The organism is Streptomyces tropicalis, assembly GCF_029269835.1.
In the GTDB taxonomy this organism is placed as follows: Bacteria; Actinomycetota; Actinomycetes; order Streptomycetales; family Streptomycetaceae; genus Streptomyces; species Streptomyces tropicalis.
Genome location: NZ_JARJBB010000012.1, coordinates 110,431 through 127,654, shown reverse-complemented (window position 1 = coordinate 127,654; position 17,224 = coordinate 110,431). Strand labels below are relative to the sequence as shown.

At 73.8% G+C, this 17,224-nt stretch carries 14 protein-coding genes and 2 pseudogenes; 11 read left to right on the top strand and 5 right to left on the bottom strand.

Going from position 1 to position 17,224, the window contains the following annotated elements:
• The first annotated feature begins 330 nt into the window (after positions 1 to 330).
• The 5 genes from P3H78_RS22495 to P3H78_RS22475 all read left to right on the top strand — a co-directional run bounded on the left by P3H78_RS22495 (position 331) and on the right by P3H78_RS22475 (position 4,238).
• Positions 331 to 744: an SsgA family sporulation/cell division regulator gene (locus tag P3H78_RS22495; protein WP_276110899.1), complete on the top strand. Its 414-nt coding sequence runs from the start codon at positions 331 to 333 to the stop codon at positions 742 to 744.
• Positions 745 to 946: 202 nt separating this feature from the next.
• Entirely contained in the window at positions 947 to 1,465 is a 519-nt protein-coding gene (locus P3H78_RS22490) for a hypothetical protein (RefSeq protein WP_276110898.1), read from the top strand.
• A gap of 77 nt (positions 1,466 to 1,542) precedes the next feature.
• The gene (locus P3H78_RS22485) at positions 1,543 to 2,385 is read left to right on the top strand and encodes a DUF4097 family beta strand repeat-containing protein (RefSeq protein WP_276110897.1); all 843 of its coding nucleotides are present in this window, start codon (positions 1,543 to 1,545) and stop codon (positions 2,383 to 2,385) included.
• A 75-nt stretch (positions 2,386 to 2,460) separates the two neighbouring features.
• Entirely contained in the window at positions 2,461 to 3,459 is a 999-nt protein-coding gene (locus P3H78_RS22480) for an ATP-binding cassette domain-containing protein (protein WP_276110896.1), read from the top strand.
• Positions 3,456 to 4,238, top strand: coding sequence for an ABC transporter permease (locus tag P3H78_RS22475; protein ID WP_276110895.1), 783 nt, complete (start codon positions 3,456 to 3,458; stop codon positions 4,236 to 4,238). Before P3H78_RS22480 ends, P3H78_RS22475 begins: the two co-directional genes overlap by 4 nt.
• A 105-nt stretch (positions 4,239 to 4,343) precedes the next feature.
• On the opposite strand, the gene P3H78_RS22470 is transcribed toward P3H78_RS22475, so the two are convergent.
• Together P3H78_RS22470 and P3H78_RS22465 are read right to left on the bottom strand one after the other, a co-directional pair.
• On the bottom strand, positions 4,344 to 5,369 hold the full coding sequence (locus tag P3H78_RS22470) for a Gfo/Idh/MocA family protein (RefSeq protein ID WP_276110894.1): 1,026 nt from the start codon (positions 5,367 to 5,369) through the stop codon (positions 4,344 to 4,346).
• Between the two features lie 78 nt (positions 5,370 to 5,447).
• Positions 5,448 to 6,548, bottom strand: coding sequence for a baeRF3 domain-containing protein (locus tag P3H78_RS22465; RefSeq protein WP_276110893.1), 1,101 nt, complete (start codon positions 6,546 to 6,548; stop codon positions 5,448 to 5,450).
• 408 nt (positions 6,549 to 6,956) lie between these two features.
• Here P3H78_RS22465 and asnB point away from each other — a divergent pair, with 408 nt between their 5' ends.
• On the top strand, positions 6,957 to 8,798 hold the full coding sequence (gene asnB, locus P3H78_RS22460; RefSeq protein ID WP_276110892.1) for an asparagine synthase (glutamine-hydrolyzing): 1,842 nt from the start codon (positions 6,957 to 6,959) through the stop codon (positions 8,796 to 8,798).
• Between the two features lie 281 nt (positions 8,799 to 9,079).
• Here asnB and P3H78_RS22455 read toward each other — a convergent pair whose 3' ends face one another.
• A complete protein-coding gene (locus P3H78_RS22455; RefSeq protein WP_276110951.1) occupies positions 9,080 to 10,693 on the bottom strand; it encodes an alpha/beta hydrolase in 1,614 nt (537 codons plus the stop codon).
• A 307-nt stretch (positions 10,694 to 11,000) separates the two neighbouring features.
• On the opposite strand from P3H78_RS22455, the gene P3H78_RS22450 reads away from it, so the two are divergent.
• The 3 genes from P3H78_RS22450 (at position 11,001) to P3H78_RS22440 (ending at position 13,703) form a co-directional block, all read left to right on the top strand.
• Positions 11,001 to 11,711, top strand: a complete 711-nt coding sequence (locus P3H78_RS22450; RefSeq protein WP_276110891.1) for a chaplin — start codon at positions 11,001 to 11,003, stop codon at positions 11,709 to 11,711.
• A gap of 275 nt (positions 11,712 to 11,986) precedes the next feature.
• The gene (locus P3H78_RS22445; RefSeq protein WP_276110890.1) at positions 11,987 to 12,844 is read left to right on the top strand and encodes a GNAT family N-acetyltransferase; all 858 of its coding nucleotides are present in this window, start codon (positions 11,987 to 11,989) and stop codon (positions 12,842 to 12,844) included.
• A gap of 82 nt (positions 12,845 to 12,926) precedes the next feature.
• Positions 12,927 to 13,703: a GNAT family N-acetyltransferase gene (locus tag P3H78_RS22440; RefSeq protein WP_276110889.1), complete on the top strand. Its 777-nt coding sequence runs from the start codon at positions 12,927 to 12,929 to the stop codon at positions 13,701 to 13,703.
• A gap of 366 nt (positions 13,704 to 14,069) precedes the next feature.
• On the opposite strand, the pseudogene P3H78_RS22435 reads toward P3H78_RS22440, so the two are convergent.
• Positions 14,070 to 14,324, bottom strand: a pseudogene (locus P3H78_RS22435) (GlsB/YeaQ/YmgE family stress response membrane protein); the annotation flags it as partial.
• A 212-nt stretch (positions 14,325 to 14,536) separates the two neighbouring features.
• Between P3H78_RS22435 and P3H78_RS22430 the strand changes: the two are divergent.
• Positions 14,537 to 15,985: a M6 family metallopeptidase gene (locus tag P3H78_RS22430; RefSeq protein ID WP_276110888.1), complete on the top strand. Its 1,449-nt coding sequence runs from the start codon at positions 14,537 to 14,539 to the stop codon at positions 15,983 to 15,985.
• A 69-nt stretch (positions 15,986 to 16,054) separates the two neighbouring features.
• Here P3H78_RS22430 and P3H78_RS22425 read toward each other — a convergent pair.
• Positions 16,055 to 16,955: pseudogene (locus P3H78_RS22425) on the bottom strand (ROK family protein); the annotation flags it as partial.
• 26 nt (positions 16,956 to 16,981) lie between these two features.
• Here P3H78_RS22425 and P3H78_RS22420 point away from each other — a divergent pair.
• Entirely contained in the window at positions 16,982 to 17,197 is a 216-nt protein-coding gene (locus tag P3H78_RS22420; protein ID WP_438828014.1) for a hypothetical protein, read from the top strand.
• The last annotated feature ends 27 nt before the right edge of the window (positions 17,198 to 17,224 follow it).

Genomic DNA, 17,224 nt, shown 5'->3' with positions numbered 1-17,224 from the left:
GGATTTGGCAACACACGATACGGTGGTGCTTCCGGCATATGCCACCGTCTCCCCGGACCGTTCACGGACCATCTTCCCCCTAGGTGACGCATCCGCCAAGTCGTAGTCCTGCTACGCGATTTGACGATCGCGGCGGTGCATTCGCGCGAGTTTCACGCGGGTGTTCGACGACCGTTCGCCCCCTCTCCGCCCGCGGCCCGGGCCCCTCGCCGGAAAAGTGACGCAGGTCACATTCGGTATGGCCGGTTGTCGCGTAATGCAGACGGCATCTGTGTGCTCCTAACAGCACACGGCACAACCGGCCGCGCCGAGACCGCAGGGGGACCGCCCATGGACAGCATCCTCGAACAGCCCGTCCGCGCCCGTCTGATCACCGCGGACGACGGGGAGCTCCCCGTGCCCGCGACGCTCCGCTACTCCCGCACCGACCCCCTGGCCGTCCGCCTGGCCTTTCCGCCCGAGGTCTGCCTCGGAGGCGCCGCGGTCGTGTGGACCCTCGCACGCGCCCTGCTGGAGCAGGGGCTCCGGGGGCCGGCCGGGGCGGGGGACGTCCGCATCCGGCCCGGCGGCCCGGACCGCACGGTGGTGGAGCTGCACTCGTCGGCCGGGCTCGCCCTGCTCCGGTTCGACACCGCCGAGCTGAACAGCTTCCTGCTGCGTACCTACGGTGTGGTCCCGGACGGCGAGGAGGACGTCGCCGAGGCGATCGACCGCGGCCTGCATGCCTTGTTCGGCACCGTCTGAGCGCCGCACCGGGGGGTGGCACCGTGTAGTGCCATCCGGCGCCACGTTCCGCCCCGTGCGGCGCCCGGCGCGGCGTGTTGCTGCCATGGTCCGTGCTGGCCCCGTCTTCCTTCCCCGGTTCAGGGACGCTTTTCCTTGCTGGCCCCCTGCCTGGCGTCGTTCGCCCTTGCGTATGGCGCCAATGTGGCGCCATGATGGCGTCATGGACCTCACTCCGTATGTCGACACCCTGCGGCGCGAACTCGCGGTGGCCGCCGAGGCCGGCGGGAAGGACGCCCGCGAGCTGGCCGAGCGGCTCACCGCCCCCCTGGAGTCGGCGACACGCCTGACCATGCTCCATGTGCTCTCCGCCGCGATGGACGAGATCACCCGTGAACTCGCCCCCGGCTCGGTCGACGTACGACTGCGCGGACTGGACCCCGACTTCGTGGTGACGCCGCCGCCCGCCGGTGGTGCCCCCGCGCACGCGGCCCCCGCGCCCGTCGAGCCGCTTGCGGCGCAGCCGCCCGCCGAGGGCGACGAGGGCGGCACCGCCCGCGTCAACCTGCGCCTGCCGGCCCACCTCAAGGTGCGCGCCGAGGAGGCCGCCGGCCGCGCGGGCCTGTCGGTCAACGCCTGGCTGGTGCGGGCGGTGTCGGCCGCGGTCGACGGCGGCACGCAGCCGCGGACGGCGGAGAGGGCCCGCACCGTCGGACAGAACTTCACCGGCTGGGTGCGCTAGCCGCGCCCGGTCCCGTTTCACCCACACCACGTCCCACCAGCGGGGACACCCCGAGGACTCACGAGGACGGTACAGCCATGCCTTCTTTCGACACGCCCGAACCGATTTCGGTCACCGCCCAGGTGTTCGCCGGTTCCGTGCAGTTCACCGCGGGAGACCGCCTCGACACGGTCGTCGAGGTGCGGCCCCGCGACGCGAAGCGGGACAAGGACGTACGGGCCGCCGAGCAGACCGAGGTCGCGTGCGCGGGCGGCGTCCTGACCGTCAGGACGCCCAAGCGCGCCCTCGTCGGGCCCACCGGCTCCGTCGACGTGACGGTCGGCCTGCCCACGGGCTCGCACGTCGACGTGCTCGGCTCCTGGACCCAGGTGATCGGCGAGGGCCGACTCGGCGAGGTCCACGTGAAGACCTCCTCCGGTGACGTCCGCCTCGACGCGACCGGACCGCTCCGGCTGAACGCCTCGCACGGCTCGATCACCGTCGACCGGGTCGAGGGTGCGGCGGAGATCACCACCAGTTCCGGCAGCCTGCGCGTCGGCACCGTCGACGGCCCCGCCGTCCTGAAGAACTCGCACGGCGGCACGACCGTCGGCGCCGCCATCGGCGATCTGCGGGTGAGCGGCGCCAACGGCGACATCGACATCGTGCGCGCCGAGGGCTCGGTCACCGCCACCACCGCCCACGGAGCCCTGCGCGTCGCCGAAGTCGCCTCGGGAACGGTCCAGTTGGAGACCTCCTACGGCGCCATCGAGGTCGGCGTCCGTGAGGGCACCGCCGCCTGGCTCGACGTCAGCTCCGGCCACGGGCAGGTGCGCAACACGCTCGCCGCCTCCGAGGCCCCGGAGAGGTCCGAGGACACCGTCCAGGTCCGCGCCCGGACCCGCTACGGCAACATCGACGTACGCCGCGCCCGGACCTGACACCGGCACCGCCTGCTCGCCCGCTTCCCCGTCGCCCCAGCCCTCGAACGGGAGGACTCCATGCCCTCGTCTGTCATGCCCACGCCCAGACGGGCGGGTGGTCCGCAGCCGCTTGTCGCCGTCTCCGCCGTCGGTCTGCGCAAGTCGTACGGCGACAGGACCGTGCTGGACGGCCTCGACCTGCACATCCCGGCCGGGTCCGTGTACGCGCTGCTCGGGCCCAACGGCGCCGGCAAGACCACCACCGTGCAGATCCTGTCCACACTCGTCGCCGCCGACGGCGGGCAGGCCCGGGTCGCGGGCCACGACGTCGCCACGTCACCGGACGGGGTGCGCGCCGCGATCGGCGTCACCGGGCAGTTCGCCGCACTCGACGACCTGCTCACCGCCGAGGAGAACCTGCTCCTCATGGCCGATCTGCTGCACCTCGGCAAGCGTGAAGGGCGCACCCGTGCAAGGGAGTTGCTCCAACGCTTCGACATCGCGGACGTCGCGCACGAACGGGCCGCGACCTTCTCCGGCGGCATGCGGCGCCGGCTCGACCTCGCCATGACGCTGGTCGGCGACCCTCAGGTGATCTTCCTGGACGAGCCGACGACCGGGCTCGACCCCCGCAGCCGCCGCACCATGTGGGACACCGTGCGCTCACTGGTCGCGGGCGGCACCACCGTCCTCCTCACCACCCAGTACCTGGAGGAGGCGGACCAGCTGGCGGACCGGATCGCCGTGCTCGACGGCGGCCGGATCGTCGCCGAGGGCACGGCCGACGAGCTCAAGGCGCGGATCCCCGGCAGCCACGTACGGCTGCGGTTCACCGGGTCCGCCGCGTACGAGTGCGCGGCCGCCGCCCTCCCGCACGCGGCCCGGGACGACGAGAACCTCGCCCTGCGCGTGGCGGGCGACGGCGGCCCCGACGCGCTGCGCACCCTGCTCGACCGGCTCGACGCGGCCGGCGTCCGGGCCGCCGGCCTCTCCGTGCACACCCCCGACCTCGACGACGTGTTCCTCGCCCTGACCGGCCACGGCACCACCGGCGCCGGGACCTCGCTCCGGACCAAGGAGACCCTGCGATGAGCTCCCTCACCTTCGCCGTGCAGGACGCGACGACGATGCTGCGGCGCAACCTCAGACACGCGATCCGCTATCCGGCCGTGGGGCTCGGTAGCGCCCTGATGCCGATCCTCATGCTGCTGCTGTTCGTGTACGCCTTCGGAGACGCGATCGGCGCCGGAATGGGCGGCGGCCGGGACGCCTACCTGGAGTACCTGACGCCCGGCGTCGTCATCATGGGCGTGGCCGCCGGTTCCATGTCGACCTCCATCGCCGTCTGCTCCGACATGACCGGGGGCATCGTCAACCGCTTCCGCACCATGAACATCACCCGCTCGTCGTTCATGACGGGGCATGTCCTCGGCAGCGTCGTCCAGACGATGGCGTGCATGGTCCCGGTCGTCGGCGTCGCGCTCGCCCTCGGCTTCCGGTCCGGGGCGACCCCGCTGGAGTGGCTCGCCGCCGCCGGTCTCCTCACGGCCGTCGCGTTCGCGGTGACCTGGCTGTCGGTGGCGCTCGGCCTGATCTCCAAGACCGTCGAGTCCGCGAGCAACAAGCCGCTGCTGGTCCAGTTCCTGCCGTTCCTCGGCTCCGCGTTCGTGCCGGCCGGCTCGATGTCGCCGGGTCTGCGCTGGTTCGCCGAGAACCAGCCGTTCACACCGATGACCGAGACACTGCGCGGCCTGCTCTCCGGCTCGGAGATCGGCGACAACGGGTGGATCTCGCTCGCCTGGTGCGCCGGTATCGGCCTGGTCGGCTACGTCTGGTCGCGTGCGCTGTTCCGCAGCACCACCAAGCGCTGAGGGCCCGGCCCCCTCGGTCGGCCGCGGGGCCACACACACGGCGGAGGGCCCGGTGCAGACCGGGTCCTCCGCCCGTCGGCGCACTCCGGAGCCCGCGCGGAGCCGTCAGCGCCCCGCCCCGCCGTACAGCGCCGGGCGCGGGGCGAGGGCCACCGACGTTCGGCGGCCGGTCTCCAGCGCGCGCACGCCGGCCTCGGCGACCGTCGAGGCCGCGTAGCCGTCCCAGGCGCTCGGTCCCGTGACCCGACCGCCGCGGGTGGCGTCCACCCAGGTCTGCACCTCGCGGTCGTAGGCGTCGGCGAAGCGGACCAGACAGTCCTGCGGCACCTCCTGCCGGGCGCCGTCCCGGGTGGTGACGGACATCGCCTCCTCCTCGCCGATCCGGGCGCTGCCCGCCTCGCAGACGGCCTCGCAGCGCACCTGGTAGCCGAAGCCGCAGTTGACGAAGACCTCCACGTCCACCAGGGCACCCCGCTCGGTCTCGAGGAGCACGAACTGCGGGTCCGCCAGGCCCTCGGGTGCCCCGGCCGAGGGCGCCGGACGCAGCACGGTCACCGCGGTCAGCTCCTGCCCGAGCAGCCAGCGGGCCGCGTCGATCTCGTGCGACACCGAGCTGTTGACGAGCATGTGGCTGGTGAAGTGCGCCGGGGACGAGACGTTGCGGTGCGTGCAGTGCAGCATCAGGGGCCGCCCCAGACGGCCGCCGTCCAGCAGCGCCTTCAGACGCAGGTACCCGGCGTCGTAGCGGCGCATGAAGCCGATCTGCGCGAGCCTCCGCCCGAGCCGGGCCTCCGCCTCCACGACCCGCAGCGCCCCGGCCGGGTCGGGCACCATCGGCTTCTCGCACAGCACGGGCAGGCCGCGCGCGAACGCCGCGAGCAGCGCCTCCTCGTGCGCGGGCCCGGGCGAGGCGACGAGCACCGCGTCCACACCGGGGGCGTCGAGCGCGGCCGTCGCGTCCGCGTGCACCGAGACCCCCTCGATCCCGGCGGCGGTCTCCTCGGCGCGCGCCGTGTCCGGGTCGGCCACCGCGGCGACCCTGGCCCCGCTCACCACCCGGTCCAGCCGTCGTACGTGATCGGCTCCCATGTGCCCGGCACCCAGCACGGCCACACCCAGCAGTTCACCCACGCGTACGCTCCCCTCGCCACCGGCGGTCCTGCGCAGCGTAGGACCCCGCCGGGGGAGGGGAGCGTGCGCGGTGCCGTGTCAGTAGCGCAGGACGCCGGCGATGCCGCGGGCCTCGCCCAGGGCGCCGTCCGGTACGAAGCGGACCTCGGCGCCGGTCTCCAGGCACTGCTCGACGATCTCGTCCACGACGTCGTCGCGGGCCCGCAGGTCCCCGCTGTCGGCCGGGACCAGATGGTCGCCCGCGTCGGCGCGCATCCGCACGCGGTAGTTCTCCTCGACCGCCAGCAGGCGTATCCGGCCCTCGCGGGCGTTCTGCCAGACCTCGTCGACACCGGCCGCGAAGGCCCGGCGCCCCCGGGCCGCCTCCAGCTCGCGGGCCACCGCCGTCGCCCCGTCGCGGGCCTGCTCGTCCCGCAGCGGCCGCAGGGCGCGCAGCACGGCCTCGGGGCTGCCGTGCGCGAGTCCGCCGTGCGGGATGCGCACCGCGTCGTGCGCGACGTCGCCGACCTCGTCCAGCACGGCCAGCGCGGCCGGCTCGCCGGTGACGTACAACGGGCGCGGGTGCTCGCGCAGGACCGCGCGCAGCGCGCCGGCGGCCTCCCGGAGGAACCGGCGGGTGCCGTCGTCGCGGAACGTGCTGGGCAGGTCGCCGATGCGTTCCCGGCGCTCGGCGTCGAAGTTCTCCACGAGTGTCCTGGTCATCGGGAAGCCGCCCGTGCGGTCCTCCGTCACCCGGTCGACGCCGCCGTTCCACAGCGTGACGCGGTCGGCCGAGACGGACAGCACCCAGAACGGGCGCTCCGCGGTCTGCGCGGAGACCAGGTTGCGGGTCAGGAAGGTGTCGGAGAGCACCACGCGCTCCGGCACGGACCGGGCCAGCGACCACACCTGGTGCTCACCCGGCGCCGCGAAGATCACCAGGCCGTCCTCGGCGTAGGTCAGGTCGACCTCGGCGAGCGCCTGGTCGAGGTGGCGGACCACGTCGGCGCGCCGCTCGCGGCTGACCGACGGGTCGCTCTCCAGCTGTCTCTTGGCCTCGGCCACGACATTGCGCAGCCGGACCGGATCCTGGGCGTTGTCGGGCTCGCGGCGGTGCGTCGGCGTGAGGACCGACACCGCGGGATAGGGGCGCGGGCGCCGCAGCTCGGCGAGGGTGGCGGGACTCAGAACGTGCTCCATGACAGCACGATAGGACCGATCGGCCTATCAGGCATTTGGTGCAATCCGATTCGCCGTGCGCGGGCGGCCGCGGTAAGGGAAACCAGGTCCTCTGGCCTGCATCGCGGCGGGCGGGGAGCCGACTGGCGGCACCGCCGCGGACGTTGGGAGAATTTTTGCACTTGGCCGGTTCGCGGCGCTCGGCCGCCCGGCGGGGCCGATCCGGCGGCGTTCTGGGCGCACGGTCCGGCCGAAAGCGCAGCCCTCGCCCCGCCGGCCCGGTCGCGGCCGCGTTGACCGCCGGGCGCCGGTGCCACACGCTCGTGACATAGATGCTCGATGCAACTGGTTCGCCGGAACGGGCTGCCGCACCCGCACGTGCGCAGGTGAGCGGCCCGGACCGGCCCACCGGACCGCGGGAGGTAGCACATGTGCGGCATCACCGGCTGGGTCTCCTACGACCGTGACCTGCGGAGCGAGGCCGCCGCCCTGGAGGCGATGACCGAGACGATGGCCTGCCGCGGCCCGGACGACCGGGGCACCTGGATCGACGGCCCGGCGGCCCTCGGACACCGCCGCCTCGCCATCATCGACCTGCCCGGCGGACGCCAGCCGATGGCGGCCGACACCCCGCGGGGCACGGTCGCGCTCGTGTACTCGGGGGAGACCTACAACTTCACGGAGCTCCGTCGCGACCTGGCCGCCCGCGGCCACCGCTTCACCACCGACTCCGACACCGAGGTCGTCCTGCACGGCTACCTCGAATGGGGCGACGCCGTCGCCGAGCGGCTCAACGGCATGTACGCGTTCGCCGTCTGGGACGGCCGCACGGACCAGCTCGTCATGATCCGCGACCGCATGGGGATCAAGCCCTTCTACTACCGTCCCACCCCGGACGGCGTCCTCTTCGGCTCCGAGCCCAAGGCGATCCTCGCCAACCCGCTGGCCGCCCGCCGGGTGTGCCTGGACGGGCTCCGCGAGCTGTTCACCTTCGTCAAGACCCCCGGTCACGCGGTGTGGGACGGCATGCACGAGGTGGAGCCGGGCACCGTCGTCACCGTGGACCGCTCGGGCCTGCGCACCCGCGCCTACTGGCAGCTCCGGACCCGCCCGCACACCGACGACCGCGACACCACCGTCGCCACCGTCCGCTCCCTGCTCGACGACATCGTGCGCCGCCAGCTCGTCGCCGACGTGCCGCGCTGCACCCTGCTCTCCGGCGGCCTCGACTCCTCCGCCATGACCGCGCTCGCGGCCCGCCAACTCGCCGAGCAGGGCGAGAAGGTGCGCAGCTTCGCCGTCGACTTCGTCGGCCAGAGCGACCACTTCGTCGCCGACGAACTGCGGGGCACGCCCGACGCGCCGTTCGTGCACGACGTGGCCCGCGCCGCGGCCACCGACCATCAGGACATCGTGCTCGACTCCCAGTCCCTCGCCGACCCGGAGATCCGGGCCAGGGTGGTCCGGGCCCGTGACGTGCCGGCCGGCTTCGGCGACATGGACGCCTCGCTGTACCTGCTCTTCCGCAGCATCCGCGAGCGCTCCACGGTCGCGCTGTCCGGCGAGTCCGCCGACGAGGTCTTCGGCGGCTACCTCCAGTTCTTCGACGAGGAGGCGCGTGCCGCCGACACCTTCCCCTGGCTGGTGCGCTTCGGCCGCGACTTCGGCGACGACACCGACGTCCTGCGCCCCGACCTCGCCGGCGCCCTCGACCTCGACTCCTACGTCGCCGACGGATACCGCACGGCCGTCGCCGGTATCACCCGCCTGGACGGCGAGAGCGACTTCGAGTACCGCATGCGGCGGATCTGCCACCTGCACCTGACCCGCTTCGTCCGCGTCCTGCTGGACCGCAAGGACCGGATGAGCATGGCGGTCGGCCTGGAGGTCCGGGTGCCCTTCTGCGACCACCGGCTCGTCGAGTACGTCTACAACACCCCCTGGGCCCTGAAGTCCTTCGACGGACGGGAGAAGAGCCTGCTGCGGGAGGCGGCCGCGGACCTGCTGCCGAAGTCCGTCTACGACCGGGTCAAGAGCCCCTACCCGTCCACCCAGGACCCGAAGTACGCGGTCGCCCTCCAGGACCACGCCAAGGACCTGCTCGCCCGGCCCGGCCACCCCGTCTTCGACCTCGTGGACCGGGAGCGCGTGCGCCGGCTCGCGCACCGCGACACCCCCGTCGTCACGCAGGCGGCCCGCCGGGGCCTGGAGAAGACCCTCGACCTGGCGCTGTGGCTCGACCTGTACCGGCCCGAGATCATCCTCGGCTGAGGCTGAGGCTGAGGCTGAGGCTGAGGCTGAGGCTGAGGCTGAGGCTGAGGCTGAGGTTCAGGTTCAGGCCCGGGCCCCGCACGGGCGGGCGGCCCCGCCGTGACCCGCGAGGGCGCCGGCCGGGCCGCCCGGGCGGCGTCGGCGCGGGGGCCGGGCGCCCGGCCCCCGCGTGCGTCCGGCTTCCCACGGTGCACGGGACCGGCCGGGCGGCCGGGGCGTGCCGCCCGGGTGGCGCGTCGGGCTGCTCCGCGGAAGTGGCGCCCGGGGCGTGGCGGAGGCCGTCAGTCGAGCTGCATCGACGGGTCGGCGCCGCACGAGCTGCCGCTGGGCGGCAGGGAGCCGTCGAGGAGGAAGTCGTTCACCTTGCGGTGCACACAGGTGGAGGAGCTGTAGCCGGTGTGCCCGTCGCCCCGGTTGTCCAGCACCACCGCCGGCGACCCGATCCGCCGCGCCGTCTCGACGGTCCAGCGGTACGGGGTGGCCGGGTCGCCCCGGGTGCCGACCAGCAGCATCTTCGCCGCGTCGAGGTTCTTCACCCGGTCGCGTATGTACGAGCTGCCCTTCGGCCTGCCGTAGCACATCAGCACCTCGGAGAGCTGGTACCGGCCGAAGACGGGCGAGGCCTCCTGGTACGCGGCGCGCAGCCGGCCGAGGTCCCGCGCGATCACGTCGGCGGGGGGCCGGTCGGGATCGTCCGCGCAGTTGATCGCCATCATCGCGGCCGGCAGGTTGTCCAGCGGGATGTCCGCCGTGGGGACCAGGCCCCCGCCGCCGTTCCGCCCGCTGTGCGGGTCCCGCCGCGGCGCCCCGGGCAGGGTGACCCCGCCCGCGGAGAACGCCTCGATGCCGCGGGTGTCGCCGTCCTGGACCAGTGAGGCGATCGCCCGCTCCAGGGAGGGCCACATCTGCTTGCTGTACAGGGCCTGGCTGATCGCGCCCACGAGGTCCTGGCCGGACATGCTGCCCCCGGACGGCGACGGCACCGGGTTCTCGTCGAGGGAGGCCACCAGCTTCTGGACCTGCGTCCCGGCCTGCCGGCGGTCCTGGCCGAAGGGGCAGGCGATGTCCTGCACGCACCAGTCGAGGAAGTCGTCGAGCGCCGTCTGCTGGCCCTCGGCGGCCACCCTGCCCTGCTCCGACAGCGGCTCGGTCAGCGTGTCCACGCCGTCCAGGACCATCCGCCCGACCCGGTCGGGGAACTCGGCGGCGTAGACCGCGCCGAGGCGGGTCCCGTAGGAGAAGCCCAGGTAGTTGAGCTTCCGGTCGCCCAGGGCCTGGCGTATGACGTCCATGTCGCGGGCCGAGTCGGCGGTGCCTATGTGGGGGAGCACCGGGCCGGAGTGCCGGGCGCACTGCACCGCCATCCGCTGCCAGACGGCCATGGCCGCCCGGGCGTCGTTCGGATCCGGGTTCCCTGTGGCGCCTCCGCCCGCGTCCGACGAGGTGTCCTCGCCGTCCGAGCCACAGGTGACGGGGGAGGACCGGCCGACGCCGCGGGGGTCGAAGCCGACCACGTCGTAGCCGTTGGTGAGGTCCATGAACTGCTTGCTGTCGGCTGCAAGCGCCGGGACCCCGGCCCCGCCGGGCCCGCCGAAGTTCAGCAGCACGGAGCCCCGGGACGGGCCTGTGGCGCGGAAGCGGGAGACGGCCAGGTCGAGGGTGGCCGTGGCGGGCCGGGTGTAGTCCACGGGCACGGTGACCTTGCCGCACTGCATGTCCTTCGGCATGTCCGGCTCGCACGCGGACCACGCCACCCGCTGCCGGTAGAACCGGCCCAGGTCGGGCCCGCTGCGGTCCGCGGCCACCGGCATGGCCGCACCGAGCAGGGCCAGCGTGACGACACCGACGCCCGCGCAACGCCGGGTCGCCGGCCGCCACGTCTGCTTGGCCTGCATCGATGCCTCCAGGGACACTGCGCTGCGGACCGGGGTCCTCACCTGAGCTCACCCTAAGCGGACCCCCTGGGGCGCGCCTCCCGGCGTGGGGCGGTGCAGCCGGGCCGTGCCGGGGGCCCGCGACCGGCGCGCTGCGTCGGGCCGATCGGACGCCTTTACTCACCGTTCGAAAATCAAGCCGCCCGAAAGGGTGAAAGACGGTCAAGCCATAACCGGAATCGTTCACCAGCGTTTTACCCGGTGCGGGCGAGCGCCCGCGACTGATTGAAAAGGCAGGGAGCCGATGAAACGGGTTACCCGAAACGGTGTGATCGCGGTCGCCGCCGCCTCCGGCGCGATGGCCATGGCGATGCCGGCATTCGCCGACTCCGCGGCGGACGGAGCCGCGGCGGGCTCGCCGGGGGTGATCTCCGGGAACACCATCCAGCTTCCGGTGCACGTGCCGGTGAACGCGTGCGGCAACACGGTGAACGTGGTGGGACTCCTCAATCCCGCCATGGGCAACCGGTGCGCCAACGAGTCCTCCGGTACGGGCACGTCGGGGGGCGCCACGGCGAAGGGATCGACGACCGGCTCGCCCGGTGTCGTCGCCGGCAACACCATCCAGGTGCCGGTGGACGTGCCGGTGAACGCGAGTGGCAACTCGGTCAACGTGGTGGGCGTGGGCAATCCCGTCTTCGGCGACACGTCGTCGAACGGCTCCACCCCCGTGACTCCGCCGGTGGTGACGCCTCCGGTGACTCCGCCGGTGGTGACGCCTCCGGTGGTGACGCCTCCCGTGACTCCGCCGGTGGTGACGCCTCCGGTGACTCCGCCCGTCACGCCTCCGGTGACGCCGCCCGTCCGGACGACGCCGCAGCAGGCGCCCGCCCCGGTGGTGGCGCCCGCGCCGCACATGGAGGGGTCGCTGGCCCACACCGGCGCCGACGGCACCGCGCCGGCCCTCGCCGCGAGCGCCGGGCTGATCCTCGGCGGAGCGGCGCTGTACCGCCGCTACCGCGCCGGCGCCTCGCGCTGACGAGGGGGGCACGAGTCCCCACATCGCAGGAGCTCAGGCTCGTGGGCCCGGAGGCCCGCGAGTCTGGGAACGGCCCCACCGGACCCCGTGACCGGTGGGGCCTCGTCGTATCCGGACGTCCGGAGGGCCGATGTCCGGAGCGCCGGGCTGCGCGGGCCCGGCGGCCGAAAGCGGACGGTCGACCGGGCGCGGCGGAGGTCCGGCATGGCGCCCGAACCCGGTGATCGGCAAGGATGCCTCCCACAGCCGACCACCCGCGGAACGGAGTGCAGCCGATGGCCTCTGCGGCCCCCGAAGACCTCGTCGTGACCCGGGCCTCGCTCCAGGACTGGCCGGTGATCGGCGGATGGGCCGCCGCCGAGGGGTGGAACCCGGGCCTCTCCGACGGTGCCGCCTTCTTCGCCCAGGACCCCGACGGCTTCTTCCTCGGCCGGGTCGACGGCGAACCGGTGTCGGCGATCTCGGTCGTCAACCACGGCCTCGAGTACGCCTTCCTGGGCTGCTACCTGGTCCGCCCCGACCGGCGCGGCCGAGGGCACGGGCTGACGACCTGGAAGACCGCCCTGGCGCACGCCGGGACCCGCACGATCGGCCTCGACGGCGTGGTGGCCCAGCAGGACAACTACCGCCGGTCCGGCTTCCGGCTCGCCCACCGCACCGTCCGCTACCGCGGCCCCGCGCCCGTCGCCGCGGCCCCGGCCGGGATCCGGCCCGTCCGGCCCGCCGACGTCGAGGCCGTCACCGCGTACGACGCCCTGTGCCACCCGGCCCCGCGCCCCCGCTTCCTCGCCCGGTGGCTGACCCTGCCCGGTCACCGCGCCCTCGTCCGCCGCTCGGACGGGGGCCGCGTCACCGGCTACGGCGTCCTGCGGCCGGGCCGCGACTGCCTGCGCGTCGGGCCGCTGTTCGCCGACACCGCCGAGGGCGCGCACGAGCTGTTCGCGGCGCTGACCGCGCCGGTGGCGGGCCGGGAGATCGCGATCGACGTGCCTCACACCCGGCCCGCGGGCATCGCCCTGGCCGAGGCGGCCGGCCTGACCCCGTCCTTCGAGACGGCCCGCATGTACACCGGCCCGGTCCCGCCGCACGCCCAGGACCGCGTCTTCGGCGTGACCACCCTCGAACTGGGCTGAAGCCTGCGGTCGCTCCCGTCGTCGGCGCGCGGGGCCCGATATCCCGTTGCCGTGGGCGGGTCCGCCCTGCTGGAGTGAGCGCATGGATCACGCCACTCTCCTCGCCCTGCACGACCGGGAGCTGCGCGAGGGCGCCCGGCCCGACGGACCCGGGGTGCGGGTCGAACGCTGCGCCGGTGTCGTCCGCCAGGTGGGCACGGCGCGGGACTGGAACGGGATCGTCTGGTCCTCGCCGGACGCGGCGGACGCGGACGCGGTGATCGCCGCACAGATCGACCACTTCACCGCGCTCGGCCTCCCCTTCGAGTGGAAGCTCTACGGGCACGACCGCCCCGGCGACCTCGGAGCGCGGCTCGCGGCCGCCGGGTTCACCGCCGAGCCGGCGGAGACGCTGATGGTCGGCGACCTGGACGCGCTGAGCCTCGACGCCGAACCCCCGGCGGGCGTGCGGCTGTCGGCCGTCACCGACAGCCACGGGGTCGACCTCCTCGTCGACGTGCACGACAGGGTGTTCGGCACCGACGGCGGCCGGCTGCGCCACCGCCTGCTGTCCCGGCTCGCGGCCGATCCGGACACCGTCGTCGCCGTCGTCGCGCTCGACGGGGAGGTGCCGGTCAGCGCGGCCCGGATGGAGCCGGTGCCGGGCACGGCGTTCGCCGGGCTCTGGGGCGGCGGCACCCTCCGCGAGTGGCGGGGCCGGGGTCTTTACCGCGCCCTCGTCGCGCACCGGGCCCGGGTCGCCGCCCGGCTCGGCCACCGCTACCTCCAGGTCGACGCCTCCGACGACAGCCGCCCCGTCCTGCAACGGCTCGGCTTCGTCCCCCTCACCACGACGACGCCGTACGTGTACACGCCCTGACCCGGGCGGCGGCGACCGCGCAGGGCGCCTGCGGGGCGGACCGTGGCCCACCGGGGCGTCGGTCCGCGTGACCCAGGGCGCAGGCGTCCGCCGGCAGGCCGACCTGGGCGGTCAGCAGGGTGCCCCCGTCGTGGCCCATGCCGGTGAACTGCCCCGACTCCTCCAGTCCGACCGCCCCGTGCACCTGGCTGGGGGCCAGGACGGCACCGGCCGGCAGCACGTCCTCCGCGCCGGCGGGCACCCCCTCCGTTCCGCCCGCCCACCCGGACACGGGCGTCCCCGGCGGCCCACCGCGTCGTCTGCTCCACCAGGCCCCGCACCGCGGGTGACGGCGCGGCCGCCGCGCAGCACGGCAGGAAGCGACCCGGCACGGCCGGCGCGCCGCACGGCGACGCCCACCGCGGCGAGCGCGATCTGGATGAGCCACTCGATCCAGTCGATGCCCTTGGTGTGCGCCACACCGAGGGCGGACGCGATGGCCGCGCCGACCAGGGCGGCCACGATGCCGACGAGGATCGTCCAGATGATGCCGATGTGCTGGCGGCCCGGCACGACGAGCCGGCCCAGGACACCGATGATGATGCCGATGACGATGGCGCTGATGATGCCCGTGATCTCCATCTTCGCCCCTTGGTGAGGTGGACGCTGCGCCGTTCGTGTGCCCGCTGGATTCCCGGCCACTCAACCCGTTTATTGCCGGGACTTTCTGTTCACCGTTCAGTCATGCCATGTACCTTTCAATTGCGTGATGCGCGTAGAACGCTCAACCCCGTTCTACGCGCGCAGATTTGGCGCCTGCACCGCTCCCTTCACCCCACTCGGAGGTTCGCCGGATGCTCGGATCCAGGACATCCCGCCGCAGACTCACCACCGCCCTCGCCGGTCTCGGGCTGTTCGTCGCCTCGGCCGCGCTCCAGGTCGGCACCAGCGCCACACCCGCCCACGCGGCCACCACCACCCACCGCGTCCTCTTCGACAACGCCCACGCCGAGACGGCCGGCAACGCCGACTGGATCATCTCCACCAGCCAGCCCGACCCGCTCGGCCAGAACCCCTCCCCGTCGGCCGAGACGGACTGGACCGGCGCACTGTCCTCCTGGGGTGTGGCGCTGCAGAAGGCGGGCGGCTACAGCCTGAAGACACTGCCCTCGGGCTCCGGCCTCTCCTACGGCGGATCGTCGTCGACCGACCTGTCGAACTTCGACACGCTCGTCCTGCCGGAACCGAACACGCTGTTCACCACCGCGGAGAAGACCGCCATCATGACGTTCGTGAAGAACGGCGGCGGCCTGTTCATGATCTCCGACCACACCGGTTCCGACCGCAACAACGACGGCAGCGACGCGGTCAAGATCCTCAACGATCTGATGACCAACAACAGCGTCGACTCCACCGACCCGTTCGGCTTCTCGATCGACTCGCTGAACATTTCCTCCGACCACCCGGCGGCGATCAGCGACAGCAGCGACCCCGTCCTGCACGGCTCCTTCGGCACCGTCACCAAGAGCCTGATCGCCAACGGAACGACCGCCACCCTCAAACCGGCGGACAACCCGAACGTCAAGGGGCTGCTCTACCGCACCGGTTACTCCGGCAACACCGGCGCCTTCTTCCTCACCAGCACCTTCGGCAGCGGCCGGGTCGCCTTCTGGGGCGACAGCTCCCCGATCGACGACGGCACCGGGCAGTCCGGGAACACCCTGTACGACGGGTGGAACGACCCCACCGCCACCGACGCGCCCCTCGCCCTCAACGCCACCGCGTGGCTGGCCGGTTCGGGAACCACCGGCGGCGGCGGAGGCGGCACCTGCACCGCCGCACAGCTCCTCGGCAACAACGGCTTCGAGTCGGGCAACACCGTCTGGAACGCCTCCAGCGGCGTCATCTCCAACGACACCGGAGAGGCCGCCCGCACCGGCTCCTACAAGGCGTGGCTCGACGGCTACGGCGCCGCCCACACCGACACGCTCGCCCAGACGGTGACCGTCCCGTCCGGATGCACCAGCGCCACGCTCAGTTTCTACCTGCACGTGGACACGGACGAGACGACCACCTCGACGGCCTACGACACCCTGAAGGCACAGGTGCTCGACAGCAGCGGGACGGTGCTGTCGACGCTCGCGACCTACTCCAACCTCAACGCGGCGAGCGGCTACACCCAGCGCAGCTTCAACCTCTCCGCGTACGCGGGCCAGACGGTGACGGTCAAGTTCACCGGCACCGAGGGCTCCACCCTCCAGACGTCGTTCGTCGTCGACGACACGGCGCTGAACGTCGCCTGAGGCACCCCCGGGGCGGGCGCGCCCGCGCCCGCCCCACCGGGGCCCGCCCGCCGTGCGGCCGACGGTGTGTCAGAGGGCCGCCGTCCGGCGCTCGAACACCACGTCCCGCGCGGTGTCCAGTGCGGTCGCCACCGGGCCCAGCAGCACCGCGTCCTCACCGAGCCGGCTCGGGGCGACCTCGGGCCGGAGCGGCGTGAGCGTGCGCAGGTGCCCTCCGCACCGGCCGCAGCAGCAGGTCCGGGCTGCGGCCCAGCCCACCGCCGAGGACGGCGAGGTCCGGGTCCAGCACCGCCGCGGCCGCCGCGACCGTGTACGCGATCCGCTCGCCCTCCGGCCGGAGGGCCTCCCGTGCCGCCGCCTCGCCCCGGCGGGCGGCCCCGAAGACGTCCTTCGCGGTGAGCTGCCCGGTCATGCCGAACCGCCGCGCCGACTCCACCACGGCCTCCCCGGACATCGCGTCCTCCAGCCGCGCCGGCGTCCGCGGTCCGGGCGACGGCGGGAACCCGATCTCCCCGGCCGGCCCGTGGGCGCCCGCGAGCAGCCGCCCCTCGCTCACCACGCCCGTGCCGAGGCCGGTGCCGATCATCAGGCGGACGAACAGCCGGCTGCCCGCGCCGGCGCCGTACGCGTGCTCCCCGAGCGCGGCCAGGTCGGCGTCGTTGTGCACCTCCAGCGGCACGCCCAGCTCGTCCCGGATCCGGTCGACGAGGCCGGCGCGGCCCCAGCCGGGCAGGTGCATCGTGTACCGCACCCGCCGCTGCCGCTCGTCGTACACCCCGGGCGTGCCCGCCACCGCGTGCACCACCTCGTGCGCGCGGGCGACGGACCGCGCCGTCCCGACCACCAGGTCCGTCAGCACGCCCGAGCCGCGCACCCGGTTGGGCACGTCGGGGCGGGCGACGACGGTGCCTTCCAGGCCGGTGACCGCGACCCGCAGCCGGCCGCGCCCGATGTCGATCCCCAGCACCCTCGTGGCTCCACCCGTTCCCGGGCGCCGTGGCCTTCGGCGGCTGGTCCGTGATCTACGGCTGCGCGGACCGCAACTCCCCGGGCCGCCACCCCGTCGAGTGGTCGCCGGCCCGGCTGGCCCTCGGCTGCGCCGCGTTCCTGGTCTGGGCCCGCCGGGAGAAGGTGTGGCCGTTCGGCCCGAAGGAGATCACCGAGGAGTACCTGTCCGCGCCCGCCCCGCACGCGGAGCCCGCGGCCACTTGAGGGCCCCAGCCGCCGCATGACGACCTG

Bases quoted from the DNA above. Each gene is read 5' to 3' on its own strand.
- P3H78_RS22495 (WP_276110899.1), top strand. From the start codon at position 331: ATGGACAGCATCCTCGAACAGCCCGTCCGCGCCCGTCTGATCACCGCG.
- P3H78_RS22490 (WP_276110898.1), top strand. From the start codon at position 947: ATGGACCTCACTCCGTATGTCGACACCCTGCGGCGCGAACTCGCGGTG.
- P3H78_RS22485 (WP_276110897.1), top strand. From the start codon at position 1,543: ATGCCTTCTTTCGACACGCCCGAACCGATTTCGGTCACCGCCCAGGTG.
- P3H78_RS22480 (WP_276110896.1), top strand. From the start codon at position 2,461: ATGCCCACGCCCAGACGGGCGGGTGGTCCGCAGCCGCTTGTCGCCGTC.
- P3H78_RS22475 (WP_276110895.1), top strand. From the start codon at position 3,456: ATGAGCTCCCTCACCTTCGCCGTGCAGGACGCGACGACGATGCTGCGG.
- P3H78_RS22465 (WP_276110893.1), bottom strand. From the start codon at position 6,548: ATGGAGCACGTTCTGAGTCCCGCCACCCTCGCCGAGCTGCGGCGCCCG.
- asnB (WP_276110892.1), top strand. From the start codon at position 6,957: ATGTGCGGCATCACCGGCTGGGTCTCCTACGACCGTGACCTGCGGAGC.
- P3H78_RS22455 (WP_276110951.1), bottom strand. From the start codon at position 10,693: ATGCAGGCCAAGCAGACGTGGCGGCCGGCGACCCGGCGTTGCGCGGGC.
- P3H78_RS22445 (WP_276110890.1), top strand. From the start codon at position 11,987: ATGGCCTCTGCGGCCCCCGAAGACCTCGTCGTGACCCGGGCCTCGCTC.
- P3H78_RS22440 (WP_276110889.1), top strand. From the start codon at position 12,927: ATGGATCACGCCACTCTCCTCGCCCTGCACGACCGGGAGCTGCGCGAG.
- P3H78_RS22430 (WP_276110888.1), top strand. From the start codon at position 14,537: ATGCTCGGATCCAGGACATCCCGCCGCAGACTCACCACCGCCCTCGCC.